The sequence below is a fragment of the Deinococcus humi genome (genome assembly GCF_014201875.1).
GTDB lineage: Bacteria > Deinococcota > Deinococci > Deinococcales > Deinococcaceae > Deinococcus > Deinococcus humi.
Window position 1 is genome coordinate 270,481 of the sequence record NZ_JACHFL010000005.1, and the last position, 13,237, is coordinate 283,717.

The following is a 13,237-nucleotide window of genomic DNA, read 5'->3' on the forward strand; positions in this document are numbered from 1 at the left end:
TTTTGGAGAGAAAAGAGCAATAGGTCATGTGCTTTCTTCATGCCTTACAGAGATTAAGCATGCCGACCTCCGGCCCTGCCTTCCCAACAAAGACTTGCCGCTGGGCTGGTGACTTGGGGACGCGCAGCTGTACAACTTGGGTTGGGGCACTGCTCGCCGGTGACCGCGACCTGTTCACGCCGCTGAACGCCGGGGCCCTTTGAGGCACTCCTGAAGACAACTTGAAGTACACCAAGTCCTTCGGGTTGATGTCCCGGTGAGCTGGGTTCGTCCTGCCTCTGGACGGACTGAAGGGCATCCCTTCTCCATGACATCGGTGGGCCATCGCCCTCCTCGTACCGTGCGGCCATGAAGCGATACCTGCCCCTTCTCCTGGCCGTGTGTTTCACCGCCCTCGCCGTGCCGGTCCCGTTTCAGGCCTGGAGCGACGCGCGATCCTTGCCATCTGAAGCGAGTCTCGCGACAAAGCTGCCGAGTTTCGCCGCGTGCGAGGCGGGCGACTTCGATCGCTCGAAGATTGCGCCAGACGTCCTCGCCGGCTACGACAACTTGACGAAGATCGTCTCGACGTTGAAGGCCGACGATCCCCTGCGCGCCACCATGGACAAGACCCTCACGCAGATGCGCGCGACCTTGACGAAGACGGCGCCCGCCTCGACCCCCACGATGCCCGCGAGCGTGACCGAAGCGCTGAAGAACGCGCGGGCGTGGCTGGAAAAGAACGAGCCCAAAGGCTGGCAGGCCTTCTCGAGCAGCGCCGACGCCAGGGATGCCAGGAAAGCCTCCCAGGCCGCTCTCGCCGCCGCCACCCTCGGCAAGCCCAACGCCGCCCTCGCCGCCCTCCTCGCCGCCCACCAGCTCGATCCGCAGAACCCTCAGCACCTCGTGAATCTCGGCGGCGTCCTTGAAACCCTCGCCCTACCCGGCGAGGCTCTCGTCGTCCTCGACGCGGCCGCCAGGTTGACGAAAAACGACGTGGGAGCCCTCGGCTGGTCGAACATGGCCACCCTGAATGCCAATCGCGGCGTCGCCCTCGCCGACTTGCACCGCTGGAACGAAGCCGAAGCGGCCCTCGCGAGCGCCTTGAAAGCCGGCCCGATGCTCGCCGAGGCGCGACTGGGTCTCGCGCGGGTGTTGACGTGTCAAGGCAAGACCGCACAGGCCGCGAAGTTTGCACGTGCCGGACAGCGCCGCACGCCCGTTGCGCAGGCGACGAACCCTGCTTCCGACGTTGTGGAAACGGCCGTGCCGCCGGGCGAGCTCGGCGGAGCGACGTCCGGCGGCCAGAACGCTTCGGCCCAGTTGCCTCCCTCGTTGACCTTCGATCTTTCGCGCGGGCAGGACTTCACGCTCCCGAACCTCAAGTTGCCCCAGACACTCAAGGACGCGGTCGTGCTACTCGACAAGTACCAGAAGTTGCATGACGACCTGCACGCCCGCTGGGAGACCATTCGCAAGCGCAGCGAGGAAGTCGACGCGCAACTTCGCCGTCGACCCGCGGCGTCCCCGATCATTGAGGCGCGCCGCCGGGCGCTTTGGCAAGCTCGCCTGCACGTCAGGGACGAGCCGACCGTGAAACGTCTCTACGAGGCGCAAAACAAGTCGGACCTGGAAGTCAACAAGGTTGACACGGACTTCTCGCACTGCTCGGGCGGCTGTATCGCCGACGAGTTCATCAGGAAGGCGCGGACCTCCGAAGAGCTCGACGCGCTGTGCAATGCCGCGATGACCACGCAACACGACAAGTGGCGCAGCGCGATGCACAGCCACGCGCAGAACCTCGGCACTTACCTGAAGGCGGCGTACAAACTCGAGACGGCCCTGGCGGCAAACTACAGCGATCCTCTTTTGCACGAGCAGGCGTCCCTCGACGCCGAGTTCCTCGTCGTGACCGAGTTCATGGGGTACGTGACCGAAGCGCTGCACTGGGCGCACGACATCAAGGTCTTCGCGTGCTACGAGAGCTCCACGACGAACACGAGCGACCCGATCGCGGGCGAGCTCGTGATGCCCCGCACGGACCCTTGCAAGGCCGTGTACGACGGAATGAGCCTCTCGTTCTCGGTGAGCGTCGTCGGCTTCTCGATCTCGTGCGACACCATGAGCGTCTCGGCAGCCACGCCCGGCTGGATCGGCGCGTTCGGCTCGTTCTCGCAAAGCTTCGGCAACAAGGAGTACACCGTCACGGTCGGTATCCAGGAAGGGGTCAGCGTCGGTGTCGGAAGCGTCTCGGCGGGCGCGACGTCGCAGCAAGGCGCGTACGTGTCCTGGGGCAGCGACGGCATCACGGACGCGGGCGTCTCCATCACCACGGGCGCGTCCGTCGGCGCGACACACGGCTCGGTCGGCGGGTCCAAGGACGTCATTACGGATGTTACGGGCGCGTTGAGCGGCAAGTGGAGCTTTATCGCCAGTCCCGGCGGCGTGAAGTGAGCTGAACGCGTCAAGGGCTGACCTGGTGCGGTGGGCGGTGGCCCACCGCAGGTTCGTCATTCCTGAGTCACGGTCGTGTTCGTACGCTCAGATCATGCCTGCGCCCTTTCTCCTCGCCCTGCTTCGCGCGCCCGCGCTGGCCGCCACGACCTGGCGGCCCCCCGCCCTTCACGAATCCCATCCCGACTTTCCTGGAGTGACCTCATGCTGATGCGCTTACTCTCCCTGCTCGTGGTTCTGCTGCTCTCCACCGCTTCCGCGGCCACAGCTCCTCTGGTCGCCACCCTCTCAGGCGACCTGTGGTCCTGGACCTCCTCGCAGGGCTGGACCCAGCTCACCCACTGGGGCCACAACGGTCCACCGGTCCTGTCCCCCGACGGCCACAGGGTCGCCTACGCCTCGGTCACGGAGGGCGCCGTGCGGACCCGGGGGGCCCAGGGTGATCTGACCTGGAGCCCGACGAACATCTGGCTGCTCGACCTCGCCACGCGGAAGGCCACCCGCCTGACCACCCAGCCTCCCAGGGAACGTGGAGACGAGGGGCTGATCCGCTCCACCCCAGCCTGGTCGCCGGACGGCAGCTTCCTCGCCTGGACGCAGAAGGACACCAGCAAGGTGGAACTCAAACACACCCTCGCGCTGTATTCCGTCTCGAACGGTGCGGTACAGGTCACGGCCACGGACGCCCTCGCCGACATCGGTAAAAACGTCGGGTCCGAGGTGCTCTGGACTTCAGCCGGGCTCGTGGTCCGCAGTCCGGTTGAACGCATCCCCGGGGCGTACCTGCGCAATCCCTCGCAGGCGATGGGTGCGGGATTTCCCGTCGATATGGGTGTCTCCGTGCTTGACCCCGCGGGCCGCGTGGTGCGCCGCATGGTCGTCGCCAACGACCTTGGTGGCGGACACCCCATCCGCAGGGGCACGGCGGTTTACCTGACCGTCTTCGGCGAAGCCCACCTGTTCAACCTCACCGGGGGAGCCAACGTCTATCGTCTGGACCTGATGGCGCCCGAGCCCACGCCCGAGCGGCTGGTCGCCGTCCGGGCGCCGAAGGGGCTCTCGGTGCGCTTCGTCATCCGTGAAATGGGGCTGTACTGCCAGGTGATCGGCGCGGGCCAGGTGGTCCGCCATTGGCCCTGTGGGGGAGTCAGCACTGGCAGCCCCGACATCTACCATGAGGATTTCGACGGGGCGCTGACCATCGCCCTGTCACCGGACGGGAGGCAGGCCGCCTACCTCCGGGACAGTGCTCTCTTCGTGCACGACGGTCGCACAGAGCGCCGAATCCTGGATTTGAAGGGGCGCACCGTCTCCGGTCTCGTCTGGGGCCCGGTCGAGTTCCGGCTGCCCTGAGCCGGGGCACCCGCGTCATCCGCGAATCACCCCGCGGTTCTTACCCTGCGGGCATGAACAGGCTTGCCCTCATCCTCCTCGTGCTGACCGCCGCCAGTGCCGCCCTCGCCGCTCCCCAGGGACAGCTCATGTACGTGCGCGGCTTCGCCCCCTGGCTCGAATCCCGTGTCGGTGCCTCGCCCCGCAAATTATCGCACGGGAGCGATGTATTCCAGCTCGCCGTCTCGCCTACCACCGGGGAGGTAGCGTACCTGGAGGCACTGGGGGGACAGAACAGCCCGGAGCTTCCCCCCCTTCGCGGGATGGTGCTGTCCCGGCCCTACACGGCTCCTCACGCCCTGCCCGCCCGCTGGCACTCGGTGCCGGCCGAATGGCTCGCGTGGTCCGGGGACGGGCACACCCTGTGGGCGGGGAACTCGAACGGGCTGTTGCTGAACTGGACCACACCGGGCCGGGCCGCCTTGCCCTCACCGGACTCCTCCTCCAGTCGGGACGGGGGAGTCGTCGCTCGGGCGATCGACAACGGCCTGGTCGTCGCGGCTGGAGGTGCGGGGGAACAGGCCATCTTCACGACGGGCCGCCATCAGGCCCTGCTGGAAGCGCTGCGGGCGCAGCGCCGCTGGCCGGAGGTCGCCTCCTTCCTGCGGGGCTACGACCCGGTCCAAGCTCGGGACCGCCGCAACTGGCGCTTCAGCCTTCCCGCTGTATCTCCAGACGGACAGGCGGTGTATTTCGCAGCGAACCTCGGCCAGGGCGACGAGGACCTGCGCAACAACTTCACCTTCTTCGTCTTTCGGTTCGATCTGGGGAGCGGCGGGCTCCTGGCCCTGGGCAAGTTCGGCGGGCACTATGGTGAGACACCGACTCTACGCGTGTCCCCGGACGGCCGGAGACTCCTGTTCGTCCAGCAGGAGTACGCCAGCGCCCCCCAGCAGCCCGTCACGGTGACGGCCCTGGAGCTCGTTACCCAGACGGCGCGCGACCTCACGGCGACGGACGGCGGGCGGGGGGATCTGAACCGGCTGGACGGCTTCTGCTGGCTGGCCGACAGCCGATATGTGGCGTACAGCATCGCGTCTTACCGCAGCGAGGACGCCTTCGGGGAGGAGTTCGAGCTGAGCCCCAGGGATTACACGCTTTATGTGAAGGACGTTCTGACCGGCAAGAACGTGCACATCGTTAGGGGAGCAACGCAGCCGGGATGCGGTCCCCGGTGAGGCCCTCTTACGGTCGTGTTGCCTTGGCTGCGAAGGCGGAGGCGGCCAGAAATTCAAGCCACGCTTTCTGTCATCTCACCCCAGATCTGAAAGGCCTGGTTCTGGTGGTGTCGTCTGGCAGGGGTGGGAACGGTTGTGGCAGGTTTTGTGTGCTGAGCCGACTTGCCATCAGACTGGTGTACGTTGGGTGCAGGCCGTGAACAGTGATGACCAGGATACCCGCTGCCTTACCCAGCTTGTGGAGCGGGGCGAGACGATGCCCGATAGGGATGGCGCGAAGGCGCCGGAATGGCGTCCTGGTGCCGGAGATGCAGCTCGGGTTCCGAGCGACTGAGGGGATCCCTCTCGATGCTCTGGATGACCATAACGGAATGGGGGCGGGCCTGCTCCAACCCGCTGGGAGACGTGTGACTGCGCTGTAAACCCTCCCCAGGCAAACTGAGGGCATGGCCGTTCGCTCTCCTGCCTCCGTGCTGGCGCTCCTGACCGTCTACATGGTTGGCTACGCCATCTGGCTGCTGCTCGGCGCACCGGCTGGAGACAGGACATCCGTGCTGGCAAACCTGCTGCTCGTACCCCCCTTTTTGCTGGCGACGCTGGTGGTCTGGACGGTAGCCAGGCTGCCGCAGGTGACGGCAGCCCCGGCTTGGCGCTGGCTGGGGTACGGTTTCCTGGCCTGGGCGCTGGGTGGGCTGATCTACTCCGGGTATGACCTGCTGGGGCTGCCTCCCTTTCCCTCTCTGGCAGACGTGGGCTATCTGGCCACCCTGCCGTGCTTCGCCGCAGGGTTGACCGCCCTACGCCGCGAACGTCGGGGCACCCTGCAGACCCTCAGCTTCCTGACCGACGCCGCGCTGGTCACGCTGATTCTGGGCGCCCTGGGGTGGCAGACCTTTTTCCAGAGCACGCTCGCAGACACCGCGCAGCCCGTCCTGGCACTGTGGATCTCGCTGGCGTATCCCGTCTTGTACCTGCTGCTGTGTGCCGCCACCGTAACGCTGGCCCTATGGAAGCCGCTGGGCCTGCGCAGACGGGTGATCGCCCTGCTGGCCGCCGGACTGCTGTGCTTTCTGGGCACCAACGTCCTCTACTTTGGCGCGGTGGCCCGCGGCAGTTACGTGCCGGGCACCTGGCTGGATCTGGGCTGGCCGCTGGCGGCGTTCCTGATCGCCTGGGCGGCGTACCGCTGCGGCGAGGCGGCCACACGGCCCCAGCCGAACTGGCCTCAGTTGCCCAGCGAGTGGTGGAAAGGATTGCTGCCTCATTACGCGGTGGTGGCCGCGTTCCTGGTCTACCTGGCCCTGCACCTGGGAGCCCCACTGGACCGGCCACAACAGGTGCTGCTGTGGCTGATCGTGGGCCTATTCGCGCTGCGTCAGCTCCTGGTGCTGACCGACAACCAGCGCCTGCAACTGCACCTGACGCACCGCGCCGAACATGATCCGCTGACTGGCGTGCGCAATCGGAGCGACCTAGAAGTCGATCTGCAACGGCAGATTGACGAGGCCCGCACCTGGAACAGCGTGGTGGCGGTGTTGTTCATTGACCTTGACCGCATGAAGGAGATCAACGACACCTTCGGACATGTGGTGGGCGACCACCTGCTGCAAGCGCTGGCCACCCGACTGTCTGAAGCCCTGCCCGCCGACGCCCTGCTCTTCCGATTCGGCGGCGATGAGTTTGTGGCCGTGCTGCCCAGACATGACGCAGCAGCGGCCGCCAGGGTGGCGCAGACGCTGCTTGCCGCCGCCAGCAAGGCCTTCCAGATCGGCCCGGAGATCTTACATGTGTCGGCCAGTCTCGGGATTGCGCTGGCTCCTGGCGACGCTGAGCAGGCCACCGCGGCCATCAAGCAGGCAGACGGAGCCCTGTACCGCGCCAAGCAGGCGGGCAGGGACACCTGGCGCTTCGCCAGCGAGCAGCTCAACAGCCTGCACATGCCCCAGGCCCAGCTGGAAGTGCAGCTCCGCGGCGCTTTGGAACGAGGCGAGTTCGCCATGTACTTTCAGCCGCTGATTGATCTGCGCAGCGGGCGGGTGCGCAGTTTTGAGGCCCTGATGCGCTGGAATTCCCCCGTGCTCGGGCCAGTCTCGCCTGCCGATTTCATTCCAGTGGCCGAAACGCGCGAGATGATGGGCGGGCTGGGGCACTGGGCCATGCGCGAGTCGATTCGTCAGATGTGCGCGTGGCAGGCGGCGTTGCCTGGCGTCAGTGTCGCAGTCAACGTGTCGGCCACGCAATTCGCCTACGAAAACTTCGTGGCCGACACGCGCGCCACGCTGGCCGAGTACGGCGGCACGCCCGGGCTGCTCACGCTGGAGATCACCGAGAGTGCGGTTCTGGCCGACGCGATGCAGGCCCGGCAAAAATTACTGGAACTGCGCGCCCTGGGCGTGCGCGTGGCCTTGGACGACTTCGGGACCGGCTACTCCAGCCTGGGTCAGCTCCGCTCACTGCCCGTGGATGTCCTCAAAATCGACCGGGTGTTCATCCAGGACAGCAACACCGATTCGGCGTTCATCCAGGCCATGATTTCGATGGGGCACAGCCTGGGGCTGGAGGTGGTGGCCGAGGGCATCGAGGACGCGGCCACCGTCGCCCAGCTGCAGGCCCTGAGATGTGATCTGGGCCAGGGATTTTACTTCGCTCGGCCACAACCTGCCGGTCAGGCGGTGGCCGCGATGGCGCAGGGCAGCCTTCTGGCCCTGCCACGTTGCTGACACTGCACTCCTGCCGCCGCTCCCAAAGTCCCGCCCCAACCACCAGATAACCGGATTCACATCACTCGCTTGGCACCGTACATCCAGTCATCGGCCGCCGACGGCCATTCGCCGAGAGCCGCGTGCAATCCAGCCAGATCGGCGTCTTTGAAGGCACCCAGTTTCTCCCCTGGGAGAAGCAAGAGTTCTTGCAACCGCACCCTGCGCCACCCAACACCGGCACTGTACATGGGCGCTGGAGGGGTGACAAGGCTTTGACTGATCAGGTGCGGGCGCCCTGCGGTCTCTTCTCATCCCTGACGACGACGCCCAAAACCACTGGCCGGGGATGGGCGCTTGTGTTGCCAATGGCAGCACTTCAAGGGGAAATCTCGCTTGTCGGAGGGCTTCCACCTTGCGTCCGTTCCAGCAGGCGACGGACTTCCCAGCAGGCACCACCATGCTGTGTCACGCACCAGCCATTGTGGGAGACATACAGTCATCGTCACGCCATGAGCACGGCTTTGAACCCCGTGCCAAACACACCCAGGAGCATCTATGACGAACCTCACGTCCCTCTCTGCCAGCCAGCTCGCCCGACTCGTGACGGAAAAAAGAGCTTCGTCCCTGGAGATCGTAGACGCGTATATCGAGCGAGCGCAACAGCTGCAGGACCTCAATGCCCTGCCTTTCCCGTGCTTTGATCGGGCGCGGCGTGAGGCCCAGGAACGCGACGCCCAACTGGCCCGGGGAGAACGTCTGGGCCCGCTGCACGGCGTGCCCCTTACCGTCAAGGACTGGCTCGAGGTGGAGGGCCTGCCCTGTCGTGCCGGCGACGAAGCGCGCCGGGGGATGGTCTGTCAGCAAGACGCGACGGCCGTGGCCCGTCTGCGCGCTGCGGGAGGGGTTGTGCTCGGGAAGACTGCGGTCCTGCCCGACACGGCCGTGTACGGGCGGGTGGCTAATCCCTACGGCGAGGGCCGCAGTCCTGGTGGATCGAGTTCGGGCGAGGCGGCCCTGATCGCCGCGGGCGGCAGTCCTTTGGGCCTGGGCAGCGACTCCGGCGGCTCCATCCGCCAGCCGGCCGCCTTTTGCGGGGTGGCCGGACTCAAACCCACCTCGGGGCGGGTGCCGCCCACTGGGCATCTTCCGCGCATTAATCCGCTCGCCGATTCGCGCACAGTCATCGGTCCACTGGCCCGACGGGTGGAAGATCTCGCTCTCGCACTGCACCTCATCGCGGGCGAGGACGGCTGGGACGCGAGTGTGGTCCCCGCGCCGCTCAGTGACTACCGTGAAGTGCGGGTACCGGTCCTGCGCGCCGCATTTTTTGACCGTTTGCCGGGGGCGGAGGGCCTGGATGATGCGGACGCCTCCTGCGTGTTGGGGGAAGCGGTGACGGCGCTCAAGCACTTGGGCGTTGAGGTCCGTGAAGCTGCGCCACCTGGCCTGGACGCGACGATGGCGCTCACCCGGGAGTACTGGGCGCGGCCCGAATCATCGTCGTGGGAGTTGTGGGAGCCTGACGGGGCCTCGACCCTCAGTGCCGACCAGGTCGAGCGTCACCTGTTCGAGTGGGATCGTTTCCGGCGCGGGGTATTGGGCTTCATGCGCGGTGTGGACGTGATCTTGACGCCCGTCACGCGGTCGGGCGCGGTGAAGCACGGGGACGACGAGGGCGGCATCGATTTTACGGCCCCCTTTAGCCTGACGGGACAGCCCGCCGCCGTGGTGCGTTGTGGGAAGACGGCGGACAGACGACCCCTGGGCGTGCAGGTGGTGGCCCGGATGTGGCGCGAGGACGTGGCCTTGGCCGTGGCGCACGCCCTGGAAGAGGCGCTGGGCGGCCACCGAAGCCCCCCGTCACGCGAGACGGCAGACTGGAAAGCGTGAGGAGGAAGCAGTGAATGGATGGACCGTGGATGTTCGCCGATTGAGTGAGGTGCGGCCCCAGGACGTGATGGCGTTGCACAACCACCCCCGGGTGCGCCGAACCCTGCCGCTGGCTCAGTCGCTGATGGACGAGGCGGGGGCGCAGCGGTTCATCGCCGCAAAAGAGCGCTTGTGGGAAGAGCACGGGTACGGGCCCTGGGCTTTTTTCGTAGGTGACAGGTTCGCGGGGTGGGGCGGGTTGCAACCTGAGGGACCGGACGCCGACCTTGGGCTGGTGCTCCATCCCGACTTCTGGGGTCTCGGGCAACAGGTCATACCGACCATCCTCCGCCACGCCTTCTCGGAGTGGGGCCTGCCTTCGGTGACCGTGCTGCTGCCCCAAGGCCTCCGGGGGATGCGGGCAGCGACCCGCTTCGGATTCAGTCCGGACGGTGAGGTGATGCTCAATAGGGTGACTTTTGTGCGGTATCGCCTGCCGATCTCGACCTGGAGGGCGGCGCAGAAGATGCCCTGATTGCTGTTCTGCGCTGCCCATTACAGCTGGCGGAGACATGCGTGAAAGCCCCACGCCTCCAGTGACCTTGAGCAGGCTCCCCCATGCCTCACGGACAACCCTCTCGATGTTTGAGCCAGGCGGGGGAGGTTCAAGCGTGCCAGTGCACAGCCACAGGGATGTCTCGTGCACAACCAAGGGCGTCGGCGGCTGAGCCCTCGCTCTCCAAACCACACCACCTGCGCCCACCACTCATAAGGGAAAGCCCCAGACCTGCGTGTGCTGATGCAGCAGGGCCCGGAGGTGAAGGGGCTTAAGGCTGTCTGACGGGCCTCTGCGTGACATGTCCTGGTGGTCTGATGGAGAAAAACGTTGACAGTGGGCCAGGAGAGGATGCTGCTGAGGGGAGAGGTGTCGCATGCGCGCAACGCCCATCCCGTCTTGACCCTCGAAGAACAGCAGCGTTTGACCGGGCTGGTTCGTCGCCGCAAAACACCCCGAGGCCTGGCTGCTCATGCGCAATCAGTCCTGCTGGGCGCGGAGCAACCGTACACCTCGCGCACCCAGATTGGTGAGCCGTTGGGCGTGTGTCGGCACACTGTGCGTCCCTGGCGCCAAAGTCTGGCGCACCTCGGAAGATTCAGGATGACGACATGGAGCGATAAATCCGCCTGACACTGGATATTTTTAGTGATGACGACGAACTGGACCACACGAAGCATGGTGCGGCGAGCCCCAGAAGTGCGGCGTGCCCGTTCCCACGCCGGGCTCAGGACGAGAGGTCAGCCGTCACTTCTCTTGGTATCACAGCCCTCGCCTGTTGCCTGCGAAAAAGGCGAGGAGGTGCGCGTTGACCTCCTGGGGCACCTCGTGTTGAATCCAGTGGCTCACGTTCCCAAACATCTCCAGTTGCGCATCATCGACGTGCTCCACACTTCGCTCCGCCATTTCCCGCCCAAGGAACTGATCCTCGGCTCCCCACAGGATCAGGGCCGGCACGCGCACCCTCGCGTCGCCTCCCGTAGGTGCTGGGAAGAGGAACATGGCCCGGTACCAGTTGAGCATGCCTGTCAGCGTCCCGGGTTGAGCCCAGGCTTCCCGGTACCGCTTTAAATCGTCCGAGCTGAATGTTCCAGAGCGCGAGGTGTTCGTCAGGCTTCTGGCCAGCATGCGGAAATTTCTGATGCGGAGAAGCACTTCTGGCAGGACCGGCACCTGGAAGAAGAACATGTACCAGCTCTTGAGTTGCTGTGCCCGACTTGTTCTCAGCGTCTGGGCGAAGACGCCGGGATGCGGAACGTTGAGAATGGCCAGCCGCTCCACCCGCTCCGGGTGTGAAATGGCGAGATTCCAGGCTACGGCCGCGCCCCAGTCATGCCCGACCACGTACGCCCGTTCACGTCCTCGCGCGTCGAGTAGACCCAACACATCCCGGGTCAGTGCGTCAATCCGGTAGGCTGCCATGCCCGGTGGTTTCTCGCTCAGGTTGTACCCCCGCTGGTCGGGCGCCAGCACCCGGTACCCCGCGTTCGCCAGGGCTTCGATCTGGCGGCGCCATCCGTACCAGAATTCAGGAAAGCCATGCAGCAGCACGACTAGCGGGCCGTCCTGAGGGCCCGCCTCGACCACATGCAGCAGCACACCGTTGACCCTGAGCAAGGTCCGCCTGACCTGTAGAGGGGGGGAGCCTTCAGTCTCCTTTCCAACTTCTCGCGTTTCGAGCATCGCAATCTCCAGGTGGGTCAAGACGGGGAGCTGTTCCTTATGGCCGCTCCCTGCCCACTGCGTCTGTAAGCGAGGTTTCCGTGCAGGACGTGCCAGGCCACACGGGGTTGGAGCAGGGCTGCCGGCGAATCGAGGAGATTGGCCACACGCTGAAAAGCCATGGCTGGCACAGGATCCTTCCAAGCTGCCTGGTGCAGTTTCCCGACATACCAGTTCACGAACCTGGTCCTTGCTATACGGTGACCTTCTACGCCCTCAAAGCGGAGGTCCGAGCCGACGGCCATGTCCCAGGGAACGTTGATGGCTTTTGCCGCCCGAGTGAAGAAGCGGCGGGCCAGACCGTCAAACCCTTCAGCCAGGGCGTATTGCAATTCCAGGGCTTCCGTTGCCGCGACCGTCATGCCCTGGCCGTAGACAGGATTGAAACTGCAGATGGCGTCCCCGAATGCCAGGTAGCGCTGGGGGAAGCGGTCAAGCTGTTCGTAACGGCGTCTCCGGCTGCCAGGGAACTTGAACTGTGTCCCCTCGTCCAGTGGCTGGGCTCGGCTCACCAGGGTGTAGATGTCGGAGATGGGCAAACTTCGAGCGAAAGCAAGAAATCCAGCCAGATCGGTGGGGGCCTCGTCCCCCAGAATGCCCGCGAGTGTCACGATCCAGCGGTCTCCTTCGACAGGCACCATGAAACCCGACCGGGGGGTGCGGGTGGACCCGCTACAGACGACGGAGGGCACGTCCCCGCCATCGATGGCCGTCTCGCCCGGGCGACGTTGGAACACGCGTGTCGTGTAGGTGAGGCTGGTCCGCACAAAGTCCTCAGGAGGTGCCGGGTACCCCAATGCCTTCAGCCACGCAGGACTGTGTGAACCACGGCCACAGGCGTCAACCACGAGGTCGGCAGCGAGTTCTTGCTCCCCATCGCCCCCGCGTGGTGCCGAGCGGACGCCAGTGATCCGGCAACCACCCAGCGAAGTGAGGAGGCCCTGGACGTCCACGCCGTTGATGGCTTCCACATTCGACCATTCGAGCAGGCGACGGCGGACGGTCGTTTCGATGAGGGGGCGGCTCATGACGACACCTCGAAGCCCACTGGTAAAGGACACGTGGGGTGCGCCCTCATTGACCCACAGGCAGTATTCGGTCAAGTCGCCGGCCATCGCGCCTTGCTGGACGAGATCCTCCGTGATGCCCGGGAAGAACAGTTCAAGGACTTCACGGCCGCGGCCGAGCAGGCCGTGCAGGTGGCGGCCTTGAGGGACCCCTTTGCGGGGTAGAGCATGCTCAGGATGCTCGTCGCGCTCGAGGAGCGTCACGTGTTCGAAGGCATCCGCAAGGGCACGAGCGGCAAGCAGTCCACCCATACTGCCGCCAATGACGATTGCGCGTTCACCCAGCACCTTCATCGTCCCACCTCCTGTTGTGGTCGC

At 65.6% G+C, this 13,237-nt stretch carries 8 protein-coding genes; 6 read left to right on the forward strand and 2 right to left on the reverse strand.

What is annotated here, in order from left to right:
• Positions 1-348 precede the first annotated feature (348 nt).
• The 6 genes from HNQ08_RS12190 to HNQ08_RS12215 all read left to right on the forward strand — a co-directional run bounded on the left by HNQ08_RS12190 (position 349) and on the right by HNQ08_RS12215 (position 10,109).
• A complete protein-coding gene (locus HNQ08_RS12190; RefSeq protein ID WP_184132184.1) occupies positions 349-2,433 on the forward strand; it encodes a tetratricopeptide repeat protein in 2,085 nt (694 codons plus the stop codon).
• Positions 2,434-2,637: 204 nt separating this feature from the next.
• Positions 2,638-3,786 (forward strand): TolB family protein, encoded by a 1,149-nt coding sequence (locus tag HNQ08_RS12195; protein WP_184132187.1) that lies wholly within the window; start codon positions 2,638-2,640, stop codon positions 3,784-3,786.
• A 53-nt stretch (positions 3,787-3,839) separates the two neighbouring features.
• A complete protein-coding gene (locus HNQ08_RS12200; protein ID WP_184132189.1) occupies positions 3,840-5,003 on the forward strand; it encodes a PD40 domain-containing protein in 1,164 nt (387 codons plus the stop codon).
• Positions 5,004-5,449: 446 nt separating this feature from the next.
• The gene (locus tag HNQ08_RS12205; protein WP_184132192.1) at positions 5,450-7,723 is read left to right on the forward strand and encodes a putative bifunctional diguanylate cyclase/phosphodiesterase; all 2,274 of its coding nucleotides are present in this window, start codon (positions 5,450-5,452) and stop codon (positions 7,721-7,723) included.
• 537 nt (positions 7,724-8,260) lie between these two features.
• The gene (locus HNQ08_RS12210) at positions 8,261-9,595 is read left to right on the forward strand and encodes an amidase (protein WP_184132195.1); all 1,335 of its coding nucleotides are present in this window, start codon (positions 8,261-8,263) and stop codon (positions 9,593-9,595) included.
• Positions 9,596-9,605: 10 nt separating this feature from the next.
• Positions 9,606-10,109: a GNAT family N-acetyltransferase gene (locus tag HNQ08_RS12215; protein WP_221284146.1), complete on the forward strand. Its 504-nt coding sequence runs from the start codon at positions 9,606-9,608 to the stop codon at positions 10,107-10,109.
• 783 nt (positions 10,110-10,892) lie between these two features.
• Here HNQ08_RS12215 and HNQ08_RS12220 read toward each other — a convergent pair.
• Both HNQ08_RS12220 and HNQ08_RS12225 read right to left on the reverse strand, forming a co-directional pair.
• Positions 10,893-11,747: an alpha/beta fold hydrolase gene (locus HNQ08_RS12220; RefSeq protein ID WP_280527575.1), complete on the reverse strand. Its 855-nt coding sequence runs from the start codon at positions 11,745-11,747 to the stop codon at positions 10,893-10,895.
• Between the two features lie 83 nt (positions 11,748-11,830).
• Complete coding sequence (locus HNQ08_RS12225) at positions 11,831-13,213, reverse strand: NAD(P)/FAD-dependent oxidoreductase (protein ID WP_184132202.1); 1,383 nt, start codon at positions 13,211-13,213, stop codon at positions 11,831-11,833.
• Positions 13,214-13,237: the final 24 nt, after the last annotated feature.